Raw genomic sequence first — 22,207 nt, 5'->3', positions numbered from 1 at the left:
TGCCCCCGACCTCAGGAGACGCCCGACCGTGAAACCGTTCCTGCCCCAAGGGCCCCTGAACCGCGCGCTGGTGTTCCTGCTGGCGTTCGCCGTCATCGGCACCGTCGTCTACGTCGGCTACGACTTCTGGACGGACGACAGCTGCGCCGCCGGTGTGACGGAGGTCGAGAAGGAGTGCGTCGGCGTCACCGACGGCTCGTACGTCTTCAACGACGACCTGGGGCCGGTGACCGCGCGCATCAAGGAGGAGAACGACAGCGTGGCCGGGAAGAACCCGGTCACCCTGGCGCTGATGATCCCGCTGGTCTCCGACCAGCAGGCCGAGCGGCGCGAGATGGTCGAGCAGGTCCAGGGCGCCTACCTCGCCCAGTACCGGGCCAACCGCGAGAGCGGCAAGCAGCCGCCGGTCCGCCTGGTCCTCGCCAACCCCGGCCGGGAGTACGGGCAGTGGCGCCGCGTCTCGGACCAGCTGGCCAAGGCCGCGGCCGACGGCAAGCAGAACCTGCGGGCCGTCACCGGCATCAACATCAGCATCACCAACAGCCAGGCCGCCGTGCAGTACCTCACGGCGGACAAGCACATCCCGGTCGTCGCCGGCCCGATGACCGCCGACGACATCGCCAACAGCGCCGCCGACCCGCGCCACTACCCCGGCCTGGCCCGGATCGCCCCCAGCAACAGCGACCAGGCGGCCGCTCTCGCCGCCTACGGGGCGGGCATCAAGCCGGCCGAGACCCTGGTGGTCGAGGACACCCGGGAGAACGACAACTACCTCGCCACCCTGCGGGCCACCTTCGCCAAGCTCACCAAGGGCGCGCCCAACGCCCCGGAGACCTTCGAGTCCCCGAAGGACTTCACCGAGGAGGGCAACCTCGGCAACGTCTTCGACCAGATGGTGCCCGACATCTGCAGCTCCGCCGCGACCACCCTGTTCTTCGCCGGCCGCCCGGTCCAACTGCGGCTGTTCCTGGTCGCGCTGGGCGACCGCAAGTGCAACAAGCCCTACACGGTCATCACCGGCTCGCACGCCTCCACCCTGATGGTCGACCAGAAGTTCGAGAGCAAGTGGGACGCCCTCACCAAGAGTTCGGGCATCACCGTGCGCTACACGGCGCTCGCCCACCCCGACAGCTGGGGCGAGGCGAGCAAAGAGGGCCCCGGCGGCTCCAAGGCCCCGACCGCCGAACTCGCCGGCCTGCTCCGGGCGGACGACACCAAGCAGCCCGACCGGATCGGGCCCGCCGACCGCCGCGACGGCCGGATCATCATCACCTACGACGCGGTGACCACCGCCGTCGCCGGGATCCGCAAGGACGTCGGCGGGTCCGTCGCCATGCCCTCCCTGGACGACGTCACCCAGAGCTGGCGCCGGCTCCACGGCGGCAACCGGGTGGACGGGGCCAGCGGCTGGATCTGCCTCGACCAGTACGGCAACCCGTACAACAAGGCCGTCCCGATCGTCCACCTCGACCCGACCGTCCGCGGCGCCGTCCTGGACACCGTCGCCTGGCCGCTCGGCCACGCCCCCGACGGCAACTGCTCCATCGGCGCCGAGGGCTGACGGGGGCTGACGACCGCCCTACCTGCGGCGCGGGGCGGGAACGGCGCGGGGGAGGGTGAAGCCGACCTCCGCGCCGCCGCCCGGGCCGGTCCCCGCGAACACGGTGCCCCGGTCGGCGGTGACGAGGTCGTGCACGATCGCGAGCCCCAGCCCGGACCCTGGCGTCGACTGGGTCCCCGCGCCCCGGTAGAAGCGGTCGAAGACGGCGTCCCGCTCCTCGGGCCCGATCCCCGGCCCGTGGTCGCGCACCACCAGCCGCACGGACGGCACCCCCGGCCGGGCCCTGCCCCGGCTGCCCGTCCCGCCCGGCTCCGGACCGGGGGACGCCGTCCCGCCCCGTTCCGGACCGGGGGATGCCGTCTCGACCAGCACGGCGACGGGGGTGTCCCCGGGGCTGAACTTGACCGCGTTGGCCAGCAGGTTGTCGATGCAGCGGTGCAGCGCGCGCGGCCGGGCGAGCACGACCGCGGCCCCGTCCAGGTCCGGCCCCGCGCCCGCAGTGCCCGCAGTGCCCGCAGTGCCCGCAGTGCCCGCAGTGCCGACGGTGACGACGGTGATGACCCGCCCGGTGCGCCGCCGGAACCGGTCCGCGCAGTCCTCGGCCGCCGCCGCCAGGTCCAGCGGCACCGGGTCCTCGTCGGCCTGCCGGTCGGTGGCCAGCTCGACCAGCTCGCGCACCAGCCCGTCGAGCGCGACGCTCTCCGCGACCAGGGTGCCGAGGATCTTCTCCTCGTCCTCCGGCGCCAGCCGGCCCCGGGCCCGCTGCAACAGCTCCGCGCTCCCGCGCACCGAGGTGAGCGGGGTGCGCAGCTCGTGGCTGGCGTTCTGCACCAGCCGCTGCTGCGCCTCCCGGGAGCGGCGCAGCGCGTCGAGCATCACCTCGAAGGCGAGGGTCAGCCGGCCCACCTCGTCGTGCCCGGCGGCCGGGAGCGCGGTGCCGAGGTCCTGGGTCGAGCTGATCCGCTCGGCCGCGCGGGCCAGCCGGCGCATCGGGCGGAGGATCCGGCCGATCAGCAGCCAGCTGAGCGCGGCGCAGGCGGCGGCCGAACCCGCCGTCGTCCAGCTGATCCGCCCCAGGAACTCCTGGTCCATCCGCTCGGCCTCCGCGTAGTCCTGGCTGACGACCAGCGCCCCGTGGCCCTCGCCGCGCCCCAGGACCAGCACCCCGAAGGTGCGGTCGCCGACCGCGGTCTCTGCCGTCAGCCGGCCCTCCCCGGAGCGTGCCACGTCGAGGGCGCCCGGCGGGACCGGCAGCGCGGCGCGGCCGGGGGAGAGCGGGCGGACCGTGCCGTCGGGGAGGAGCAGCTGCTCGGCGGTGTCGGGCCGCTCGTCGGGGACCCGCCCGGCGTCGAGCACGGCGGCGACGGCGTCCGCCCGGTCGACCAGCGCCCGGTCGAACTGGTCGGCGACCATCCCGGTGACGCCGCGGTAGGAGCTGACGACGGAGACGACGACGGCCAGCAGGGTGGCGGCCACCACCACGAGGGTGATCCTGGTGCGCAGCACTACGCGGCCCGCACGAGGTAGCCGACGTTGCGGACGGTGTGGATCAGCCGGGGCTCGCCGCCCTCCTCGCTCTTGCGGCGCAGGTAGCCGATGTAGACATCGAGCGAGCGCGAGTCGGTGTCGAAGTCGTAGCCCCAGATCCGCTCGTAGATCTGCGGGCGGGTGAGTACCGCGCCCTGGTTGCGCAGCAGCAGTTCCAGCAGGTCGAACTCGGTCTTGGTGAGGTCGAGGAGCCGGTCGCCGCGGTGGGCCCGGCGCGCGGCGGTGTCCAGCGCGAGGTCCTGGCAGGACAGCACACCCGGATCGGCGGGCGGGGCGGAGCGCCGGAGCAGGGCGCGTATCCGGGCCAGCAGCTCCTCGGTGGCGAAGGGCTTGGCCAGGTAGTCGTCCGCCCCGGCGTCCAGCCCGGCGACCCGGTCGCCGAGCTGGTGCCGGGCGGTGAGCACCAGGACCGGCAGCCGGTCGCCGCGGCGGCGCAGCATCCGGCACAGGGCCAGTCCGTCCAGCCGGGGCATCACCACGTCCACCACGGCGAGGTCGGGCCGTTGCCGCTCCAGCAGCTCCAGGGCGTCCTGCCCGTCGGTGGCGGTCAGGACCCGGTAGCCCTCGAAGCGCAGCAGCTGGTCGAGGGTGGCGCGGACACCGGGGTCGTCCTCGACGACGAGCACGGTGCGGCCGTGGGTGGTGGCATCTGTCATGGCGTCATTCTCGCTGGTCGCGGGGGACGGTCGGGATACGGATGGTTCCCGCCGCCGGTCCTGGATCATCGGCGCGTCAGCGACGCACGGGGGAGACGGCGATCGGCGGCACCGCGGCCGTGCAGGAGGTGTCGCCCGGCTGCCCGGTGCGGACGAAGGAGTCGACGATCGCGAGCGTGCAGTGCGTGGACTCCAGTTCCGCCACGTGTCCGGCGTTGGGCACCGTGACGACGGTCGAGCGCCGGAACTGCTCCGCCGCCCGACGGGTGGCGCTCTCCGGGGTGTTGGAGTCGAGGTCGCCGGCGAACAGCAGCACCGGCACGTCCGGCTGCGCGGCGTCCACGGGCTGCGGCCGGGCGGTGCCGTTGCGCGGCCACCGGATGCAGGCGTCGGCGCCGTCGGTCTGCCCCTCGGTGAAGCCCTTGACGCTGAACGCCCCGAACCGGCCCGGGTCGGCCGCCGACAGCGCGGCCCGGTAGTCGCGCCAGCGCTCCGGCAGCGACGAGTCGACCGACCAGGCCCGCGGGTAGTCGTTGCACACCACCGCCAGGAACGAGGCCTGGTCCTCCCGGGTGGCCAGGCGGTAGTCGGCGTCGACCAGGGCCCGCAGCGCGCGGTCGTCGCCGTGGGCGGAACCGTGCAGCGCGGCCGGCAGCTCGCCGAGCAGCGAGCGCTCGGCCGGGCTCTCCCCGGCGCCGCGACTCGCCGCCTCGTACAGCAGATTGGCGAGCTTGTCCTCGGTGAAGCGCAGCGTGCGGGTCGCGCCCGCGGCCTCGACCCGCAGCGTGAACGGCCGCTCGCGCAGCCTCCCGGCCACGGTACGGAGGTCCTCGACGGCGGTGTCCCGGTCGCAGGCGGCGCTGCGCTCGCAGACCCGCTTCAGCGCCCGCGACACCGCCTCGGCGCTGGGGCGGGCCAGCGGGTCGACGCCGAGCGGGTAGGCCCCGGACAGCACCATCGAGTCGACCCGCCCGGGGTGGCGGCTCGCGTACACCGGCATCAGATAGGTGCCGTAGGAGAGCCCGTAGGGGATCAGCGACGCGGCGCCGATCCGGGCCCGCACGGCGTCGAGGTCGTCGGCGGTCGCGGCGCTGGTGTACCCCTCGGCCCGGGGGCCCAGCGCGGCGGCGCAGCGGGCGACGGCGTCGCGCTGCCCCGCACGGTCGGCGAACCGGTACTCGGCGTCCGTGACCCCGCACGGGATCCGCCCGGAGCGCCCGGTACCGCGCGGGTCGACCAGCAGCACGTCATGGCTGCCGAGCACCCCGTCGAGCCCGGCGGCGAACACCCCGGCCCGGTCGATCGCGGTCTCCCCGGGCCCGCCGGGGTTGACCGCGACCGTCCCCCGCGCCGCCCCCGCGTCCCGGTGCCGCAGCACCGCGTACGCGACGGCGACACTGCCCAGCCACGGCTTGCCGCTCACCACCGGCCGGCTGACGGTGCCGCAGTCCACCCGGACCCCCTCCACCGAGGGACACCAGGCGACCTTGCCCGGCCGCGCCGCCTGCTGCGCCGCGACCGCCGCCCCGGCGGGCAGCACCGACATCAGCACCGCCGCCGCCCCCGCAACCGCCCCGACCCGCCGCAGGCTGCCCGCGGTGCTGGTCCCGTTCCTCGTCATGGTGGTGTTCCTTCCGTCCTGTCGTTCTCCGGTGGTGGGAACGACACTGCCGGGCCCCGGTCAGGGGCTCGGCAGAGCGACGGCAAAGGCGTGTAAGAACTCGCGGGCCCGGTGGTCCGGCGGCGCCGGGAGCGGAGGCGGTCAGCGGCAGGGGAGGAGGGCGAAGGTGTAGCCGCGGGACTTGAGGGTGCGGAGGATGGCGGGGAGGGCGGCCACGGTCTGGCTGCGGTCGCCGCCGCCGTCGTGCATCAGGACGACGGCGCCGGGGGTGACACGGTCCAGGACCCGGCGTTCGATCGCGGCCCGGCCGGGGCGGGCCCAGTCCTGGGGGTCGACGCTCCACAGCTGGATCGTCTTGCCGAGGCGCGCCGCGCCGGAGCGGACGGCGGCGTTCACCGCGCCGTACGGGGGCCGGAGGCAGCTCGGCGTGGTGCCGGTGCGGGCGCGGATGCGTGCGTCGGTGGAGGCCACCTGCGAGTCGAAGGAGGACTTGGAGAGGGTGCGCAGGTCGGGGTGGGACCAGCTGTGGTTCTGCACGCTGTGGCCCTGGTCGTGCACCCGGCGGGTGACGTCCGGGTACGTGGCGACGTTCTGGCCGATCTCGAAGAAGGTGGCCCGCGCCCCGTACTGGGCCAGCAGTGCCAGGACCTGAGGGGTGTACCGGGGGCTCGGTCCGTCGTCGAAGGTGAGGTAGACGACCTTGGCCGGGGCCGCCTGGGCGGGGGCGGCGGGCAGGGCGACCACGGCGGTGGCGGCGGCGAGCAGGGTGCCGATCGCGAGGCGGGCGGCGCGGCGCCCCCGGGTCGAAGTCACTGAGGTCGTTCGGGGAGAGGTCACGGGTGCTCCCAACGGCCGCGGAACCGGAACGAACCCGGTGCCCGCCCCCTCCCCGGCCCTCCGTCCAATGTAGCGTTCCGTCCCTGCACCGTCCCCGGCCCGGACGGTCCGGAGGGCGGTCTTCGGCCAGACCCGGCGTCAGCCCGCGTCGGCGAGGATGTCCCCGGCCACCTCCCCGGCCTGGGCGCGGATCTCGGGGATGGCGGTGCTCTCCAGCAGGCTGCCCCGGCGCAGCGCGCCGAGCGTCCACAGCGGCGCGGGCGGGGAGCCGTCGGCGGGTCGTACCCGGCCGAGGGCGTCGGTGCGGAAGCCCTGGCCGAGGTCGTCCGGTTCGGCCAGTCCGGCGCCGAGCAGCACGGCCACCAGCGGGTCCGGCACCCGGCGGACGTCGGTCTGCGGGCCGGTGCAGTTGAGCACCGCGCCGACGGTCAGGGCACGGCCGTCGCGCAGCCGGACCCGGACGCCGTCGCCGGTGGGGGCCGCGTCGGCGAGTTCGCCGGGGCCGACCGTGATCCACCCCTCGGCGACGGCCGCCGCGAAGGCCCGGGCGGTCGCGGGGGCGGCCCGGTGGCGGTGGACGTCCCACAGCCGTCGGTCCTCGCTCTGGAACCGCATCCGGTCGGCGGGGGAGAGGCCCTGCCAGAGCGCGGCGGTGACGGGGCGCAGGCTGTCGATGCCGACCCGCCAGTCCCCGTGGGTGCGCCGGCAGGCCGAGACGTGGGCGAGCAGCGCGCGCCGCACCCGGGGCAGGCCCGCCGCCGGGTCGAGCTGCGGCGGTCGCGCCGGGGGCAGCGCCGTCGCGGCGTGCGGGCGGGGGACCAGGCCGTGCCGGGAGACGGCGTGCACGCGCCGTCCGGGGCGGGCCAGGACGAGCGCGACGTCGATCATGGTGAGGCCGGTGCCGAGGAGCAGCAGGTCCTGGTGCTCGGGCAGGCCGCGCAGCGCCCCCGGGGCCCACGGGTCGGCGACGAACCTCGGCGAGCGGCGGAGCCGGGCGGGCGCCCAGGCGTTGTCGGGCGGGAAGGTGCCGAGGGCGAGCACCACGGCGTCGGCGTCCAGGCGGCGTCCGGTGCCGAGTCGGAGCGACATCCCGGGTCCGGCCCGCCGGGCGGAGACGACCCGGTCGTCCACCCGGTGCAGCCGGGCGGCGCCGGCCCGGGCCTCGGCGGTGGCCAGTACCTCGCCGAGGTAGGCCCCGTAGAGGCGGCGGGGGACGTGGTCGGCGGCGGTGTGGACGCCGGGCGCGCGGCGGGCCAGCCAGCGCACGAAGTCGTCCGGCGCGTCGGCGAAGGCGCTCATCCGGCCGGCCGGGACGTTGAGCAGGTGGTGGTCGGTGGTCGTGGCGTAGGCCGCGCCCCGGCCGGGGGCGGGGGCGCGGTCGATCAGCCGGACGTCGAGCGGGACGCCGGCCAGGGCGGCGCGGCGCAGCAGTTGCGCGGCGGTGAGCACGCCGGACGCGCCCGCGCCCACGACGGCGACGCGGCGGGGGTTCTCGGTCATGGGGTGGCTCCGGCCTCTCACGGGTCGGGTGCGGGGGCGCTTCACGTGTCCGGATCGAACTGCCCAGCGGTTTGACCCATGTCCATCAGAGGGGGTGGTCAAACGGGTGGGCGGTCAAACGGGTGGGCGGTCGAACGGACGGGCGGTCGAACGGAGCTCGGGGCTCCTGGGGCCGGTCAGTCGACGCGTCGGCCGAGCGCCCCGACCAGGGCGCCGACCAGCGCGTCCACCATCGCCCCGTCCGGGTCGCGGTCCGGGTTGACCTCGGTCACCACCAGCCCCGCCATCGGCGGCGCGGCGCAGAACTCGGCCAGGCAGTCGAAGGCCACGCCGACCGGCAGGCCCTCGTTGAAGTGCGGGAAGTTCGCCAGCGGGAAGTCCACCGAGTCGATCACGTCCACGTCGAAGTGCAGTACGAACCGCTCGTGGTCGGCGGCGAGCGCCCGCCAGGCGGCCCGCGCCTCGACGACCGGGTCCACCCCGGGCGCGGTGAGCTCCGTGCACGGCAGGGCGCGCAGCCGGTAGCGGCCCAGCCGTTACTGCGGGCACAGCACCCCGCACGCCTCCGACCCGGCCGTGGACATGGGCCTGAACACCACCCGGCACCTGGTCGAGGACATCGAGCGCCTGCGCGAACACCTCGGCATCGAGCGCTGGCTGGTCAACGGCGCCTCCTGGGGTTCGGCGCTCGCGGTGGCCTACGCCCAGCAGCACCCGGAGCGGGTGACCGAGGTGGTGATCGCCGCCGTGACCACCGCCCGCCGCTCCGAGATCGACTGGCTCTACCGGGGCGTGGCGCAGTTCCGCCCCGAGGAGTGGGAACGCTTCCGGGACGCCGTGCCGGAGGCCGAGCGCGACGGGGACCTGCTCGCCGCCTACGCCCGGCTGACGGCGCACCCCGACCGGGCGGTGCGCGAGCGGGCCGCCGCCGCGTGGCTGGCCTGGGAGGACGCGGTGGTGGCCGGCGAGCCCAACGGCGTGCCCGGCATGTACAGCCGCCGGGAGGCCGACGCCCAGGTGGCGTTCGTCCGGATCTGCGCGCACTTCTTCGGCCACGGCGCCTGGTTGGAGGAGGGGCAGCTGATCCGCGACGCCGGCAGGCTGGCCGGTGTCCCGGGGGTGCTGGTGCACGGCCGGCACGACCTGAGCTGCCCGCCGCGGACCGCCTGGGAGCTGGCGGCGGCCTGGCCGGGCTCCCGGCTGCACATCGTCGAGGACTCCGGTCACGCCGGGAGCGAGGAGCTGAACCTGCTCGCCCGCCGGGCGATCGAGGAGTTCAAGGACCGCTGAGCGCGGCGGCGCCGGACGGGCCGGGCGGGTCCCGTCCGGCGCGGGGGCCGCGTCCGCCGCGCAGCGGACCCGGGCCGCTACGCGCGGTGGTCCCGTCACGCGCGGTGGTCCCGTTACGCGCGGTGGTACGGCATCGGGCCGGTGACCTCGGCGCCGAGCGCGGTGGCGGCCTGGCGGGCCCAGAACGGGTTGCGCAGCAGCTCGCGGCCGATCAGGACGGCGTCGGCCCGGCCCTCGGCGAGGATCCGTTCGGCCTGCTCGGGGTCGGTGATCAGGCCGACCGCCGCCACCGGCAGGTCGGTCCCGGTGCGGACCGCCTCGGCGAACGGCACCTGGAAGTCGGGGCCGGCCTCGATCCGGGCGTCCGGGACGAGGCCGCCGGTGGAGACGTCCAGCAGGTCGACGCCGTGGGCGTGCAGTTCCTTGGCGAATCGGACGGTGTCGGCCGAGGTCCAGCCCTCGCGCTCGTCCTCGGGGTTCTCGGTGAGCCAGTCGGTGGCCGAGATCCGGAAGAAGACCGGGAGCTCCTCGGGCCACACCGCGCGGACGGCGTCGACGACCTCCAGCGCGAACCGGATCCGGCCTTCGAAGGAGCCGCCGTACCCGTCGGTGCGCCGGTTGCTGTGCGGGGAGAGGAACTCGTGCACGAGGTAGCCGTGCGCCCCGTGGATCTCGGCGACCTGGAAGCCGGCGTCGAGGGCCCGGCGCGCGGCGTCGGCGAACTGCCGCACGACCGCGCCGATCTGCTCCACCGTGAGCTCCTCGGGCGTGACCCGGTCCGGCTCGAACGGCAGCGCGCTGGGGGCGACCGGCTGCCAGCCGTGCTCCTCGTCCGGTGCGATGGCCCGGCCCCGGTCGACCCAGGTCCGCTCGGTCGAGGCCTTGCGCCCGGCATGGGCGAGCTGAACGGCCGCGACGGTGCCGTGCGCCTTCAGGAAGGAGGTGATCCGCCGGAACCCCTCGACCTGGGCGTCGTTCCACAGCCCGAGGTCGTAGGGCGAGATCCGGCCCTCGGGGCTCACCGCGGTGGCCTCGGTGATGATCAGCCCGGTCCCGCCGGCGGCCCGCGCCGCCAGGTGGGTGAAGTGCCAGTCCGTCGGCACGCCCGCCGCTTCGCCGTCCGGCGCGGCGCTGTACTGGCACATCGGCGGCATCCACACCCGGTTGGGGACGGTCAGCGACCGCAGGGTGAAGGGGGTGAAGAGGCTGGTGCTCATGTCGGACTCCAGGAGACGGCCCAAGAGTGATTGCAGGTGCAATCTCTGTGGAAACAATAGTTGCATGCGCGCCACAATCGCAAGCCTCGGGCGGGGGTCGGGCAGGGGCCGGGCAGGGGCCGGACGCGGGGCTGGACGCGGGGCCGGATGCGGGGTCGGACACGGCGCGTGCGCGGCCCGGGCGAGGACTTGCCCCTGACGCGCGGGGCAGGGGTTGGCGTCCCGGTGTCGCACAGCCCGAACGCGGCCGTGCGGCACCACCAACACCACCACTGAACACAGGAGTTCACCCATGTCCGCACTCCCCACCAGCACCCGTGAGGTCCGCCTCGTCGCCGCTCCGGACGGGCTTCCCGTCCCCGGCGACTTCGCCGTCGTCGAGACCCCGCTGGACGCGCCCGGGCCGGAACAGGTGCTCGTCCGCAACCGCGCCTTCGTGGTCTTCCCCGGGCTGCGCAGCCTGATCGGGGGCGAACTCCGGTCCGCCGCCCTGCCGACGGTCCGACCCGGGGACCAGATCTTCGGGCCCGCGATCGGCGAGGTCCTGGCCGCGCCCGCCGGAGGGCCGCTGCGCCCCGGCGACCTGGTGACCCATCTGCTGGGCTGGCGCGAGCACGCCGTGGCCGACGCAGCCGCGTTCACCCGGGTCGCCGACGGCTTCCCCGACCCGCTCGCCCTGCTGTCGCCCGCCCTCGCCGCCTACGGCGCGCTGACCCGCGCGACCGGGGTGCGGGAGGGGGACGTCGTCCTCGTCACCGGCGCGGCGGGAGCGGTCGGCACGGTGGCCGGACAGCTGGCCCGGCTGCTCGGCGCCGCCCGGGTGATCGGCACCACCGGCTCGGCCGAGAAGGCGAAGCGGCTCACCGGGGAACTCGGCTACGACGCCGTGCTGGTGCGCGGCGGGCGCCCGATCGCGGACCAGCTCGCCGACGCGGCCCCCGAAGGCATCGACGTCCTGGTCGACATGGTCGGCGGCGAGCAGCTGACGGCGGCCGTCGACGCCGCCCGCCAGGGCGCCCGGTTCGCGCTGATCGGCGCACTCGCCGGCCAGTTCGACCCGGCCCGGCGCGGTGCCAGCGCGCCCGCCGTGGTGGACAGCTTCCGGCTGCTCGTCCTGGACGCCACCGTCCACGGCATCGCCGGCCAGCGCTACCAGGACCTGGACCCGGAATGGCGCGAGCGGCTCGCCGGCTGGCTGCGGGCCGGTGAACTGACCGTCCCCCGGACCGTCCTCACGGGCATCGAACAGGCTCCCGGAGCGTTGTCCAGGCTGATCGGGGGCGACCTCTTCGGCGTGCTGATCGTGGAACTGACGGACTGACCGGCCGGCGTATCGGCCGGCCGACGGGCACAGGAGGACGGATGGCGACTCGGATGAGGATCGGCGACGCGGCGGCCGCCGCCGGCACCACCCCCAGGGCGCTGCGCTTCTACGAACAGCGCGGCCTGCTCCCGCCGCCCGACCGCAGCGCCTCCGGCCAGCGCGAGTACGGGTCGGAGGCCGTGGTCAGGGTGCGGGTCATCCGTGCCCTGCTGGCGCTCGGCCTCACCGTGGACGACATCGTCAGCCGCTCGCACCGGCTGGACCTGCTCGCCGAGGACCCTCCGCGCAGCTGCCTCTCCGAGCAGGACTTCGGACCGGACACCTTCGCCCCGGTGGTCGAGCGGCGGCTCGCCGCGCTGGACGGGGAGATCGCCCGGCTGACCCGGCTGCGCGAGGCCCTGGCCCGTCACACCGGAAGGCCGCCCGGCCCGGACCTCCCGGGCCGGTAGTGCCGGGCCGGTAGCGCCCGGCCGGTAGCGCCGGGCCAGTAGTGCGGGGCGGGGCGGTGGGTCCACCGGTCGTTCGGGTGACCCTGCGGTGCGGCGACGGTCGTGCGTGGGCGATCGAGCGCTAGGAAGTGCGGGACCGCACCGCACCGGTGGCCCGTGGGCCGCCGGCCCCACGGGAGGAGTCCCGACGTGGCCGTCCCCACCACGTTCGACCAGCGGGCCGAGGGCTACAGCCTGCCCCACGCGTACTGGCTGGCCCGCGCCGCCGATCTGGCCTACAAGGACAAGGAGACCGTCGAGCGGCAGGCCCGCGACTGGGGCTTCCCCGAGGTGCGCCACCACGAGAGCACGTTCGCGCCGCCCTTCCCGCTCCAGGACACCCAGGCCTTCACCATGGCCGGTGAGCACATGATCGTGATCGCCTTCCGGGGCACCGAGCCGCAGCAGATCCGCGACTGGCTCTCGGACGCCTCCACCCCGCCCTGGCCGGGGCCGGCCCGGACCGGCTACCTGCACTACGGCTTCGGCGAGGCGCTGGAGTCCGTCTTCCCGGACGTCCGGAAGGCCGTCACCGAACTGCGCACCGACGACCGCGGCGTCTGGCTCACCGGCCACAGCCTCGGCGGGGCGCTGGCCATGCTGGCCGCCGCCCGGCTCCTGCTGGAGGACCCGCGGGTGGCGGTCGACGGCGTGGTCACCTTCGGCCAGCCACGCACCTGCGACCGCCTGCTGGCCGAGGCGTACAACAAGGGCCTCAGGAACCGGATGTACCGCTTCGTCAACAACAACGACCTCGTCCCCCAGTTGCCGCCGGAGCCCGCCTACACCCACGTCGACGCGCTGCGGTACATCGACTCCGGCGGGAAGCTGCACGACTCGGTCGGCCTGCTCGGCGGCCTGGCGGACCGGGCGAAGGGCCTGACCGCCGATGCCTTCGCGCCGGCCAGTGACGGCATGCGGGACCACTTCATGCGCAACTACCTCGCCGCGCTGGAGAAGAACCTCGCCTGACGGCGGCGGGAATCCGCCCTCCCCGCCGACGAGTTCTGGAAGCATCGACCTCGTTCCGGACCGAGCCCGTTCCGGGAGGTGCGGTAGGAGAGGGGCCCGGGACCATGAGTGCGACGCGCAGGAGCCGGTCGGGAGCGGCGGTCCTCGCCGGGGCGGTGGCCGCCGCCCTGGGGATCGCGGGCTGTACGTCCGGCGGCTCCACCGGGGCAGCGGGAACGCCGTCGCCCCCGGGCACGGTGAACACCTCGGCACCCGAACCGACGGCCACCCCGACGGCAGCGACCGCCAGCTCCTCGCCGCCCGCAGCACCGGCGCCGAGCCCGACCTGCTTCGACACCACCATGGTCGGCGACACGACGGTGGCCGGCTACCTCGCCCGGCTCCCCGGCTCCGCGCGGATCATCGATCCGGGAATCTTCATGGCCCTGGACGGTCTGCATCTGGACACCACGGGGGACCAGCGGCCCTGCGGACCGGTGACCGTGCGGATCACCCGGTTCACCGTGCGGCTGTCCCACACCGGTTCGGACACCGTCACGCGCCCCTCGTACGCCTACAGCCCGCTGGACAGCACCGAGGTGACGGTCGGTCCGGCCAACGGCCTCGCCCCGGGCAGCGCGCCCCCGGCGACCTCGCACTGCTCGGGGGTGCTCTCCGTGGTCCAGCTGGGCGCGCCGGTCAAGGACACCGACCTGCCGCAGCAGCTGAATCTGGTGACCCCGAGCCCGGCGCCCACCGGGCCGTACCACCAGAACGTGAAGGTGATCGGCGAGCGCCAGGTGGCCGCCGGCCTGGCCCTCCCGGCCGACGCCGCCACCTGCTGAGGTCTCCACCTGCCGGCGCCGGCCCGTCCCCTGTCGCAGCGGTACTACGCGGCCGGCGGCGCCCACTGCGGGTCGCGGCCGGTGAAGCCGAGCAACTTCGCCGCCGGGCCCGCGTCGGCGGGTACCTCGACCACGGGGCCGAACTTGCCGAAGCTGTCCCGGACGAAGTCCACGATCCGGTCCGCCGGGCTCTCCAGCCCCTCCGCCAGGGCATCGGTGAGCGGGGCGTCCTGACCGGTCGCGCGGGCGATGTCCCAGGCGTGCACGGCGGCGTCGAGCGCCGCGACCGCGGCCCCGGCCCCCGCCGGCATCGGCCCCATCGGCGTCGGCACGCTCTCGGCGTCCCGGACCGACTCCCAGGCCTTCGCCGCCCCTTCCAGCAGTGCCGCCAACTCGGCCGCCACGTCGCCGCCGCCCGCCGGAGCGTCCGCCGGGTCGAACGGGTCCCCCGCGGGGGCCTCCTCGGTGATCTGCATGACCAGCGCCTGCTGGTCGAGCCGCGCGTGGTTCAGCACCTGACGCACCGTCCACTCGCTGCACGGCGTCGGCGCCCCCCAGGCGCCCTCCGGCACCCCGCGCACCACGGTCAGCAGGTACTCGTGCGCCTCGGCCAGCAGCGTGAAACCGTCGACGGACATCCGGAACTCCCCCAAGAATCGTTCGGCACCGACCCCGGCGGCAGCACCGGCCGCCCCGAAGTCGTTCACCCTCAACTATCTCTTGATCTTCGCAGAGAATCCCGGCCTTTGGGTCGGGCGGGAATGCGATCCCTGGCAGGAGGGCGCTGAGCGACGTAGGTCTCTGCGCCTCGATGGTGACGATCAGGTGGGCCGCTTCTGGCTCTCGATGTAGTCCTTGACGATGCTCAGGGGCGCTCCGCCGCAGGACCCCGCGAAGTACGAGGGTGCCCAGAGGACGGACCCCGTGCCGATGCGGTCGATGCGACCGGTGTACTCGGCGTGCAGGTAGCGGGAGCTGACGCCCTTGAGGGAGTTGACGAGCTTGGAGACGGAGATCTTCGGCGGGTAGTGCACCAGCAGGTGGACGTGGTCGCCCTCGCCGTTCGGCAGCTCCGGCGGTTCCGGGCGGCCGGGGGCCGCGCGGGCCGCTCAGGGCGTCAGGACGATCTTGCCGCCGACCGTGCCGGACTCCGCGAGGCGCAGCGCCTCCGCGGCCCGGGTCAGCGGGAGTTCGGCGGCGACCCGGGCCGTCACCTCGCCGCGGCGCACGGCGCCGAAGACCTCGCCGAGGTCGGTCCGCAGCCGGGCGCGGAAGCGGTCCTTGCCCAGCCCCCGGCCGGCCCAGATGTTGTAGAAGTGGGCCCGGCGGCCGTTCGGCAGGGTGTTCCAGAGCCAGGTGCGGGCCAGGATCTTGAGCACGGGCCACTGCTTGGAGCCGCTGTCGTCCCGGGTCGAGGCGCTGCCGTAGGCGATCAGCGTGCCGCCGGGGGCGAGCAGGCCCCAGGAGTCGATCACGCTGCGCCCGCCGACGTGGTCGAACACCGCGTCCACCCCGTCCGGTGCCAGCTCCCGGACCCGGGCCGCGACGTCGCCCGCCCGGTAGTCGACCGGCTCGACGCCGAGCTCGCGCAGGGCCTCGTGGTGGCGGGCGGAGGCGGTGCCGATCACCCGGACGCCCGCCGCGCCGGCGAGCTGGACCAGCACGGAGCCGACGCCCCCGCTCGCGCCGTGCACCAGGACGGTCTGTCCGGCGCGCACCCGGGCCCGGCGGTGCAGCATCTGCCAGGCGGTGATGCCGTTGACCACCACGGTCTCCGCCTCGGCCGGGGTGAGGCCGTCCGGCACCGGCACGGCGTCGGCGGCGTCGACCACCACGTGGCTGGCCCAGCCGCCGACCTTGACCAGTGCGGCGACCCGCTGTCCGAGCAGCCCCGGGTCGACGCCCTCGCCGGTGGCCAGCACCCGGCCGACCAGGTCGTAGCCGGGTACGAAGGGGAAGGGCGGCTGGTCGTAGTACCGGCCGCGGCGCATCTGCTGCTCGGCGAAGGAGACGCCGGTGGCCTCGACGCCGACCACGATCCGGCCGCGCTCGGCCTCCGGCACGACCCCGTACCGGAGCTCCAGGCCCTCCGGGGCCACGACACCCGGCAGTACGACCTCAAGCAGGCGCTCGTTACCCATGATCGTGCTCTCCTTCTTCGTTCGGCAGATGCTTTCGCGTTCGTTATAAGTTATAACTCCATCGGGTCGTGAGCGTCAAGAGCGAACGTGAGACCCTCTAACTGCGTGCACCGTTCAAGATCGCCGTGATACTTTCGCTCCCGCCGTGCACCGCTGCGACCCGAGGAGGTGGGACCGATCAACACTGCAACCCGTCGGGCACCCCTCCCTCGCATGGCTTGAGGGCTGCCCGTACCAGGCACCCCGAAAGGCCCGAACGCTATGCACTTCACCTCCGAGACCTCCTCCGACGGCATCCGCGAGCAGCTCTTCGTCGTCGACGACACCCCCGCCGCGCTGTGGACGCCGGACGGCCCCGTCGCCACCCGCCCGCTGGTCCTGCTGGGCCACGGCGGCGGCGAGCACAAGAAGGAGCCCGGCATCCTCGCCCGGGCCCGCCGGCTCGTGACCGAGTGCGGCTTCGCGGTGGTCGCGCCGGACGTCCCCGGACACGGCGACCGCCCGGCCGTGGAGGAGTACAACCGGCTCGCGATCGCCAACCAGGAGCGGATCGCGGCCGGCGCGGACCCGGGGCCGCTGCTCGCCGAGTTCCACGCCCTGGTGGCGCGGCGGACGGTGCCCGAGTGGCGGGCCGTCCTGGACGCCGTCCAGCGGCTCGACCACGTCGGCGCCGGACCGGTGGGCTACTGGGGGGTCTCGCTGGGCTGCGGGCTCGGCGTGCCGTTCGTCGCCGCCGAACCCCGGGTCCGCGCGGCGGTCCTGGGCCTTGGCGGGGCGCTGGCCTCGGCGGCGGAGGCCGCGCGGATCACCGTCCCGGTGGAGTTCCTGCTGCAGTGGGACGACGAGCGGGTGCCGCGCGAGGCGGGCCTCGCCCTCTACGAGGCGTTCGGCTCCGCCGAGAAGACCCTGCACGCCAACCCCGGCGGGCACGGCGACCTCCCGGCCTTCGAACTCGACAGCACCCTGCGCTTCCTCGCCCGCCACCTCGGCTGACCGAGCCTCCGCCGACCGCTGTCGGCATGCTGTCGGCGGACCGACAGCGGCACCGGCGAGCTGCCGGTGGACCGACAGCGGCACCGGCGAGCTGCCGGTGTCCTGACGGTGCGCCGACGGCGGCCGGGAGCAACCTGGTTCGTGGCAGCACACGAACCAGGGGAGGCCCGCCATGCCGAACAGCACGCGACCGCAGCACTCGCGCCCGACCACGGTCCTGATCTCCGGTGCCGGGATCGCCGGCACCGCCCTCGCCCACTGGCTGGACCGCTACGGCTTCCGCGTCACCGTGGTCGAGCGCGCACCGTCCCTGCGCGGGGGCGGCCAGCCGGTGGACATCCGCGGCAACGCCCTCGAAGTCGTCGACCGGATGGGCCTGTTGGCCGAGGTCGCGGAGCGACGGACCGGCCTGCGGGGGATGTCCGTGGTCGACGGCGACGGCCGGGAGCTGAGCCGCACCACCGAGCGGACGGCCAGCGGCGGCCCGGTCGACGGCCCGGACGTCGAGATCCTGCGCGACGAACTCGCCGAGCTGATCGCCGGAGTGGCGGGCAGCGGCGTCGAGTACCGCTTCGACGACTCGATCGACACCCTGGTCCAGTACGAGGAGGGGGTCCAGGTCCGGTTCCGCGACGGCGAGGAGAGCTCCTTCGACCTCGTGGTGGGCGCCGACGGCCTGCACTCCAACACCCGCCGGCTCGTGTTCGGGCCGGAGGAGGACTACCTGCACCCGATCGGCATGTATGTGGCGGGCTGGAGCGTGCCCAACCACCTCGGGCTGGACCGCTGGGAGGTCGTCCACCGGCCGGGCGACTCCTCGGAGCGGATGTGCATGGTGATGACCGTCCGGGACAACGCCGAGCTGCGCGTCTTCGTCGGCTTCGGCTCGGACGAGCCGGTCGGGCGGATGCTCCCGCGCGACCTCGCCGAGCAGCGCCGCCTGGTCGCCGGGATCGCCGCAGACCTGCGCTGGGAGGTGCCGCGCTTCCTGGCGGCCCTGGACGACACCGAGGTGTTCCACTACGACGTCGTCGCCCAGATCAAGATGGACCGCTGGTCGAACGACCGGGTCGCGCTGCTCGGTGACGCCGGGTACTGCTGCTCGCCGCTGACCGGGCAGGGCACCAGCGTCGCCCTGACGGCGGCGTACGTCCTGGCGGGCGAGCTGCACCGGGCGGACGGCGACCACCGGGCCGCCTACCCCGCCTACGAGCGGCGGCTGCGCGAGCACGTGGCCGCCAACCAGGCGATCCTCGAACTCACCGGCGACCGGCTGAAGGCGGACGGCGCGGAGGGCGGCTTCGAGGAGATCGGCCCGGAGCTGGACGCGGTCTACCGCGCGGCCACGGTCTTCGACCTGCCGGACTACTGACGGACTGCTGGACCCTGGTGGACCACTGACGGACTGTGCACCGGTGGCCCCGGCCCGCCGAGGAGGCGGGCCGGGGCCGCGGTGGGCTTCGGCTCACGGAACACTTTGCAAAGTCGCCGACGACTTTGCAAAGTGTTCTGCTTTGCAAAGTGCGCTGCGCGCGAGGGGGTGCGAGGGGTGTGAGGGACTCGGTGCGCGGCCCCGAGTGCGCCCCCGGCCCCCGGCCCCCGGCCCCCGGCCCCTCGGCAGGGGAGCGGGAGCGCCCGTCAGCCGGCGAGTTCCCGGAGGGCGGCGGTGGCGAAGCCGTGGTCCTGCTCGGGGGCGCCGCCGCCGATGCCGAGGGCGCCGATCAGTCGGCCGTCGCGGTGGACGGGGACGCCGCCGGCGATGAACAGCAGCGGCCGGTCGAGCGCGGTCGGCAGCGAGTGGAACGGCCCGTCGGGCTTCACCAGGTCGACCAGGTCGGCGGTCGTGGCGTTCAGCTGGAGCGCGGTGTAGGCCTTGCGGGTGCTGGTCTCGCCGGAGACGAGGACGGCCCGGTCGTCGCGGCGGAAGGCCAGCAGATGGCCCCCGGCGTCGAGGACGGTGACGCTGACCGCGACCCCGGCCGCCTCGGCGGCGGTGCGGGCGGCGGAGACCAGGGTCTCGGCGTCGGCGGTGGTCAGCGGGGTGACGGCGGTGGTGCTCATGGTTGCGCTGCTCCTTGGAGGAAGTGGGGGTCAGTGGTGGACGGGAACGGGGGTCGGGGACGGCGCGGTCACGGCCGTCGGGGCCCCGGCGGTGCGGCGCTCCAGGGCGGCGGACCAGAGGGCGAGCAGCAGGGCCGCGGCCGCGAGCAGCGCGCCCACCCAGTTCGGCGCGGTGTAGCCGAGGCCGACGGTGATGACCATGCCGCCGAGCCAGGCGGCGAGGGCGTTTCCGAGGTTGAAGGCGCCGATGTTCACGGCGGAGGCGAGGGTGGGGGCGCCGTGCGCCTGGTCCAGCACCCGCTTCTGCAGCGGCGGGACGGTGGCGAAGCCGAGCGCCCCGACGAGCACGACGGTGATCGCGGCGAGGACCTTGTTGTGGGCGGTGAGGGTGAACAGCGCGAGCACCAGGGCGAGGCCGCCGAGGGTGGTGTAGAGCAGCGGCATCAGCCGCCGGTCCGCGAACCGGCCGCCGAGCAGGTTGCCGAGGAACATCCCGATGCCGAACAGCACCAGCAGCCAGGTCACCGCGCCGTCCGAGTAGCCGGCCACGTGGGTCATCATCGGGGCGATGTAGGTGATCGCGGCGAAGACGCCGCCGAAGCCGAGCACGGTCATCGCCATCGCCAGCAGCACCTGGGGGTTGCGGAAGGCGGTCAGCTCGCGGCGCAGGTGGGCACCCTCGGGGCGGGGCTGCTCCGGGACGAGCCTGGCGATCCCGGCCATGCCGACCAGGCCGAGGGCGGCGACGATCACGAAGGTGGTCCGCCAGCCGACGGCCTGCCCGATGTACGTGCCGAGCGGGACGCCGACGATGTTGGCGACGGTGAGTCCGGTGAACATGGTGGCGATGGCGCCGGCCTTCTTGTCCGGGGCCACCAGCTCGGCGGCGACGACGGAGCCGATGCCGAAGAACGCGCCGTGGGCGAGCGAGGCGACCACCCGGCCGGCGAGCATCGTCCCGAAGGAGGGGGCGGCGGCGGACAGCACGTTGCCGACCACGAACAGGCCCATCAGCAGCATCAGCATCCGCTTCCGGCTGACCTTGGTGCCGAGCACGGTGAGCAGCGGCGCGCCGAGGACCACGCCGAGGGCGTAGCCGGTGACCAGCAGGCCCGCGGTCGGGATGGAGACGCCGTAGTCGGCGGCGATCTCGGGCAGCAGGCCCATGATCACGAATTCGGTGGTGCCGATGCCGAAGGCGCCGACGGCCAGAGCGAGCAGTGCGAGTGGCATTGGGCTCGACCCTCCTGTGATTGCTTGAGTGAGCTCCTTGCGTGTCTTCACAATAGTTGCAGACGCGCGATAACTGCAAACGCGGGATGTCGCTGTGATCTGGATGTCGGCTGGCGCAAGCCGTGAAGCGGGCCCACGACGCGGAGGACCGGTCCCAGCGCAGTGCTGGAACCGGTCCTCGGGGTGCCGATGGGAAAAGCGGCCCTGAAAAGCGGGCGGGCTACCGCGCTGCCGCCGGCGCGTCCACGGCCTCGACGGCCTCGACCAGCGAGGCCAGCTCGGGATTGCGGGCCGCCTCGGTGAGCGCCTCGCGCAGGGCGGCGTCGTTGGTCGGCCGCGCCTCCGCCAGCAGCTTCAGCCCGGCCTCGCTCACATTGGTGTAGATCCCGCGCCGGTCGGTGGGGCACAGGTAGCGCGCGAGCAGGCCCCGGTCCTCCAGTCGGGTGACCAGTCGGGTGGTGGCGCTCTGGCTCAGCACGACCGCGTCGGCGACCTGCTTCATCTGCAGGTGGCCGCCCTCGCCGTCGTGCTGGCGGCTGAGCACGTCGAGCAGCGAGTACTCCCGCACGCTGAGGTCGTGCCCGCTCTGCAGGGCGCGTTCGATGTGCCCCTCGATCCGGCTGTGCAGGAGGGAGAGCGCGCCCCAGCCGCTGGCCAGGGCGGTGAGCGCGGGGTCCGTGGCGGTCATGGGTCCGGGTCTCCTTCCGGGGGTGGCCGTTCCAGGATAAGCCATCGGAGTAAATACCAGCCAGGGCTGCTAGAAGGCGGATGCAAGTATTTCAGGGGCGGCTGTCCCCGTCCGACGCCGTGTTGAGCCGGGCCGCCTGCCGGGTCAGATGGTCCCGCTCGGCGAGGTTGGACGCCGCCCGGGCCGCCTCCGCGTACAGCCGGGCCGCCGTCGCCCGGTCGCCCGCGCGCTCGTGCAGATAGGCCGCCGCCGCCGTGCGGCGCGGCACCGCCGCGTCGACGTCCGCGAGCGCCGCCAGCCCCGCGCGCGGCCCGTCCGCCTCGCCGACGGCGACCGCCCGGTTCAGCCCCACCACCGGGCTGTCGGTCAGCCGCAGCAGCTCGTCGTACCACTCGACGATCTGCACCCAGTCCGTCTCCCCGGCCGTGGGCGCGTCCGCGTGCAGCGCCGCGACCGCCGCCTGCGCCTGGAACTCGCCCAGCCGGTCCCGGGCCAGCGCGGCCTGGAGCACCGCCACGCCCTCGGCGATCGCCGAGGTGTCCCACCGCGAGCGGTCCTGCTCGGCCAGCGGCACCAGCGCGCCGCCCGCCGTCGTCCGGGCCGCCCGCCGCGCGTGGTGCAGCAGCATCAGCGCCAGCAGCCCCGCCACCTCCGGATGGTCCACCCGGGCCGCCAGCTGCCGGGTGAGCCTGATCGCCTCGGCGGCGAGGTCGACGTCCCCCGAGTAGCCCTCGTTGAACACCAGGTAGAGCACCCGCAGCACGGTCGCGACATCGCCGGGGCGGTCCAGCCGCACCCCGGACACGGTGCGCTTGGCCCGGCTGATCCGCTGCGCCACGGTCGCCTCGGGCACCAGGTAGGCGCGGGCGATCTGCCGGGTGGTGAGCCCGCCGACGGCGCGCAGGGTGAGCGCGACCGCCGAGGCGGGCGACAGCGAGGGGTGGGCGCACAGGAAGTACAGCCGGAGCGTGTCGTCGACCTCGGCCACCGGTCCCGGCGCGGGCTCCTCCTCGACCCGGTCCTCGCGCCGCCGCCGGGCCGTGTCCGCCCGGGAGGAGTCCAGGAACTTCCGCCAGGCGACCGTGACCAGCCAGCCCTTCGGGTCGCGCGGCGGGTCGTCGGGCCACACCCGCAGCGCCTCGACCAGCGCGTCCTGGACGGCGTCCTCGGCCGCCGCGAAGTCGGCTCCGCGGCGGACGAGGACGCCGAGCACGCCCGGGGTGAGACCGCGGAGCAGTGCCTCGTCCATGGGA

At 74.7% G+C, this 22,207-nt stretch carries 20 protein-coding genes and 2 pseudogenes; 8 read left to right on the top strand and 14 right to left on the bottom strand.

Annotated elements, in window-relative coordinates; translation table 11 throughout:
- Positions 1-28: 28 nt before the first annotated feature.
- Complete coding sequence (locus OG715_RS02680; protein ID WP_327063863.1) at positions 29-1,561, top strand: hypothetical protein; 1,533 nt, start codon at positions 29-31, stop codon at positions 1,559-1,561.
- A gap of 18 nt (positions 1,562-1,579) precedes the next feature.
- On the opposite strand, the gene OG715_RS02675 is transcribed toward OG715_RS02680, so the two are convergent.
- The 6 genes from OG715_RS02675 to OG715_RS02650 all read right to left on the bottom strand — a co-directional run bounded on the left by OG715_RS02675 (position 1,580) and on the right by OG715_RS02650 (position 8,202).
- Positions 1,580-3,067 carry a sensor histidine kinase gene (locus OG715_RS02675; RefSeq protein ID WP_327063862.1) on the bottom strand — a complete coding sequence of 496 codons (1,488 nt, stop codon included), beginning with the start codon at positions 3,065-3,067 and terminating at the stop codon, positions 1,580-1,582.
- Positions 3,067-3,765, bottom strand: coding sequence for a response regulator transcription factor (locus tag OG715_RS02670; protein ID WP_327063861.1), 699 nt, complete (start codon positions 3,763-3,765; stop codon positions 3,067-3,069). Before OG715_RS02670 ends, OG715_RS02675 begins: the two co-directional genes overlap by 1 nt.
- A 76-nt stretch (positions 3,766-3,841) precedes the next feature.
- Complete coding sequence (locus OG715_RS02665) at positions 3,842-5,386, bottom strand: alpha/beta fold hydrolase (protein WP_327063860.1); 1,545 nt, start codon at positions 5,384-5,386, stop codon at positions 3,842-3,844.
- A 141-nt stretch (positions 5,387-5,527) separates the two neighbouring features.
- Positions 5,528-6,199 carry a polysaccharide deacetylase family protein gene (locus OG715_RS02660; RefSeq protein ID WP_327063859.1) on the bottom strand — a complete coding sequence of 224 codons (672 nt, stop codon included), beginning with the start codon at positions 6,197-6,199 and terminating at the stop codon, positions 5,528-5,530.
- A 162-nt stretch (positions 6,200-6,361) separates the two neighbouring features.
- Positions 6,362-7,723, bottom strand: a complete 1,362-nt coding sequence (locus OG715_RS02655) for an FAD/NAD(P)-binding protein (RefSeq protein WP_327063858.1) — start codon at positions 7,721-7,723, stop codon at positions 6,362-6,364.
- A gap of 176 nt (positions 7,724-7,899) precedes the next feature.
- Positions 7,900-8,202: an arginase family protein gene (locus OG715_RS02650; protein ID WP_327063857.1), complete on the bottom strand. Its 303-nt coding sequence runs from the start codon at positions 8,200-8,202 to the stop codon at positions 7,900-7,902.
- A gap of 55 nt (positions 8,203-8,257) precedes the next feature.
- On the opposite strand from OG715_RS02650, the pseudogene OG715_RS02645 reads away from it, so the two are divergent.
- Positions 8,258-9,013 (top strand): annotated as a pseudogene (locus OG715_RS02645) (alpha/beta fold hydrolase); the annotation flags it as partial.
- A 113-nt stretch (positions 9,014-9,126) separates the two neighbouring features.
- Here OG715_RS02645 and OG715_RS02640 read toward each other — a convergent pair.
- On the bottom strand, positions 9,127-10,230 hold the full coding sequence (locus tag OG715_RS02640) for an NADH:flavin oxidoreductase/NADH oxidase (protein WP_327063856.1): 1,104 nt from the start codon (positions 10,228-10,230) through the stop codon (positions 9,127-9,129).
- A gap of 292 nt (positions 10,231-10,522) precedes the next feature.
- On the opposite strand from OG715_RS02640, the gene OG715_RS02635 reads away from it, so the two are divergent.
- From OG715_RS02635 to OG715_RS02620, 4 genes are all read left to right on the top strand, one after another.
- On the top strand, positions 10,523-11,551 hold the full coding sequence (locus OG715_RS02635) for an MDR family NADP-dependent oxidoreductase (protein WP_327063855.1): 1,029 nt from the start codon (positions 10,523-10,525) through the stop codon (positions 11,549-11,551).
- Between the two features lie 53 nt (positions 11,552-11,604).
- A complete protein-coding gene (locus OG715_RS02630; RefSeq protein WP_327064214.1) occupies positions 11,605-12,003 on the top strand; it encodes a MerR family transcriptional regulator in 399 nt (132 codons plus the stop codon).
- A 189-nt stretch (positions 12,004-12,192) separates the two neighbouring features.
- Positions 12,193-13,014, top strand: coding sequence for a lipase family protein (locus OG715_RS02625; RefSeq protein ID WP_327063854.1), 822 nt, complete (start codon positions 12,193-12,195; stop codon positions 13,012-13,014).
- A gap of 104 nt (positions 13,015-13,118) precedes the next feature.
- Entirely contained in the window at positions 13,119-13,838 is a 720-nt protein-coding gene (locus OG715_RS02620) for a hypothetical protein (protein WP_327063853.1), read from the top strand.
- A gap of 44 nt (positions 13,839-13,882) precedes the next feature.
- Here OG715_RS02620 and OG715_RS02615 read toward each other — a convergent pair whose 3' ends face one another.
- The 3 genes and pseudogenes from OG715_RS02615 to OG715_RS02605 all read right to left on the bottom strand — a co-directional run bounded on the left by OG715_RS02615 (position 13,883) and on the right by OG715_RS02605 (position 15,979).
- Positions 13,883-14,476 (bottom strand): TIGR03086 family metal-binding protein, encoded by a 594-nt coding sequence (locus OG715_RS02615; protein ID WP_327063852.1) that lies wholly within the window; start codon positions 14,474-14,476, stop codon positions 13,883-13,885.
- Between the two features lie 183 nt (positions 14,477-14,659).
- Positions 14,660-14,902: pseudogene (tnpA, locus tag OG715_RS02610) on the bottom strand (IS200/IS605 family transposase); the annotation flags it as partial.
- Between the two features lie 45 nt (positions 14,903-14,947).
- Positions 14,948-15,979 (bottom strand): medium chain dehydrogenase/reductase family protein, encoded by a 1,032-nt coding sequence (locus OG715_RS02605; RefSeq protein ID WP_327063851.1) that lies wholly within the window; start codon positions 15,977-15,979, stop codon positions 14,948-14,950.
- Between the two features lie 261 nt (positions 15,980-16,240).
- On the opposite strand from OG715_RS02605, the gene OG715_RS02600 reads away from it, so the two are divergent.
- Both OG715_RS02600 and OG715_RS02595 read left to right on the top strand, forming a co-directional pair.
- Positions 16,241-16,972, top strand: a complete 732-nt coding sequence (locus tag OG715_RS02600; protein WP_327063850.1) for a dienelactone hydrolase family protein — start codon at positions 16,241-16,243, stop codon at positions 16,970-16,972.
- A 172-nt stretch (positions 16,973-17,144) separates the two neighbouring features.
- Positions 17,145-18,344: an FAD-dependent monooxygenase gene (locus OG715_RS02595; protein WP_327063849.1), complete on the top strand. Its 1,200-nt coding sequence runs from the start codon at positions 17,145-17,147 to the stop codon at positions 18,342-18,344.
- Between the two features lie 266 nt (positions 18,345-18,610).
- Here OG715_RS02595 and OG715_RS02590 read toward each other — a convergent pair whose 3' ends face one another.
- From OG715_RS02590 to OG715_RS02575, 4 genes are all read right to left on the bottom strand, one after another.
- The gene (locus OG715_RS02590) at positions 18,611-19,033 is read right to left on the bottom strand and encodes a GlcG/HbpS family heme-binding protein (protein ID WP_327063848.1); all 423 of its coding nucleotides are present in this window, start codon (positions 19,031-19,033) and stop codon (positions 18,611-18,613) included.
- Positions 19,034-19,063: 30 nt separating this feature from the next.
- Complete coding sequence (locus OG715_RS02585; RefSeq protein ID WP_327063847.1) at positions 19,064-20,266, bottom strand: MFS transporter; 1,203 nt, start codon at positions 20,264-20,266, stop codon at positions 19,064-19,066.
- Positions 20,267-20,486: 220 nt separating this feature from the next.
- Complete coding sequence (locus OG715_RS02580) at positions 20,487-20,954, bottom strand: MarR family winged helix-turn-helix transcriptional regulator (protein WP_327063846.1); 468 nt, start codon at positions 20,952-20,954, stop codon at positions 20,487-20,489.
- Positions 20,955-21,045: 91 nt separating this feature from the next.
- Entirely contained in the window at positions 21,046-22,203 is a 1,158-nt protein-coding gene (locus OG715_RS02575) for an RNA polymerase sigma factor (RefSeq protein WP_327064213.1), read from the bottom strand.
- Between the last annotated feature and the right edge of the window lie 4 nt (positions 22,204-22,207).

The organism is Kitasatospora purpeofusca (assembly GCF_036010405.1).
Taxonomy (GTDB): Bacteria; Actinomycetota; Actinomycetes; order Streptomycetales; family Streptomycetaceae; genus Kitasatospora; species Kitasatospora purpeofusca.
This window is presented reverse-complemented; position numbering and strand designations above follow the sequence as displayed.

What these genes read in the sequence shown, in the direction of transcription:
- OG715_RS02605 (WP_327063851.1), bottom strand. Translation starts at nt 15,979, where the DNA reads ATGGGTAACGAGCGCCTGCTTGAGGTCGTACTGCCGGGTGTCGTGGCC.
- OG715_RS02640 (WP_327063856.1), bottom strand. Translation starts at nt 10,230, where the DNA reads ATGAGCACCAGCCTCTTCACCCCCTTCACCCTGCGGTCGCTGACCGTC.
- OG715_RS02615 (WP_327063852.1), bottom strand. Translation starts at nt 14,476, where the DNA reads ATGTCCGTCGACGGTTTCACGCTGCTGGCCGAGGCGCACGAGTACCTG.
- OG715_RS02580 (WP_327063846.1), bottom strand. Translation starts at nt 20,954, where the DNA reads ATGACCGCCACGGACCCCGCGCTCACCGCCCTGGCCAGCGGCTGGGGC.
- OG715_RS02635 (WP_327063855.1), top strand. Translation starts at nt 10,523, where the DNA reads ATGTCCGCACTCCCCACCAGCACCCGTGAGGTCCGCCTCGTCGCCGCT.
- OG715_RS02665 (WP_327063860.1), bottom strand. Translation starts at nt 5,386, where the DNA reads ATGACGAGGAACGGGACCAGCACCGCGGGCAGCCTGCGGCGGGTCGGG.
- OG715_RS02630 (WP_327064214.1), top strand. Translation starts at nt 11,605, where the DNA reads ATGAGGATCGGCGACGCGGCGGCCGCCGCCGGCACCACCCCCAGGGCG.
- OG715_RS02575 (WP_327064213.1), bottom strand. Translation starts at nt 22,203, where the DNA reads ATGGACGAGGCACTGCTCCGCGGTCTCACCCCGGGCGTGCTCGGCGTC.
- OG715_RS02585 (WP_327063847.1), bottom strand. Translation starts at nt 20,266, where the DNA reads ATGCCACTCGCACTGCTCGCTCTGGCCGTCGGCGCCTTCGGCATCGGC.
- OG715_RS02595 (WP_327063849.1), top strand. Translation starts at nt 17,145, where the DNA reads ATGCCGAACAGCACGCGACCGCAGCACTCGCGCCCGACCACGGTCCTG.
- OG715_RS02620 (WP_327063853.1), top strand. Translation starts at nt 13,119, where the DNA reads ATGAGTGCGACGCGCAGGAGCCGGTCGGGAGCGGCGGTCCTCGCCGGG.
- OG715_RS02600 (WP_327063850.1), top strand. Translation starts at nt 16,241, where the DNA reads ATGCACTTCACCTCCGAGACCTCCTCCGACGGCATCCGCGAGCAGCTC.
- OG715_RS02670 (WP_327063861.1), bottom strand. Translation starts at nt 3,765, where the DNA reads ATGACAGATGCCACCACCCACGGCCGCACCGTGCTCGTCGTCGAGGAC.
- OG715_RS02590 (WP_327063848.1), bottom strand. Translation starts at nt 19,033, where the DNA reads ATGAGCACCACCGCCGTCACCCCGCTGACCACCGCCGACGCCGAGACC.
- OG715_RS02655 (WP_327063858.1), bottom strand. Translation starts at nt 7,723, where the DNA reads ATGACCGAGAACCCCCGCCGCGTCGCCGTCGTGGGCGCGGGCGCGTCC.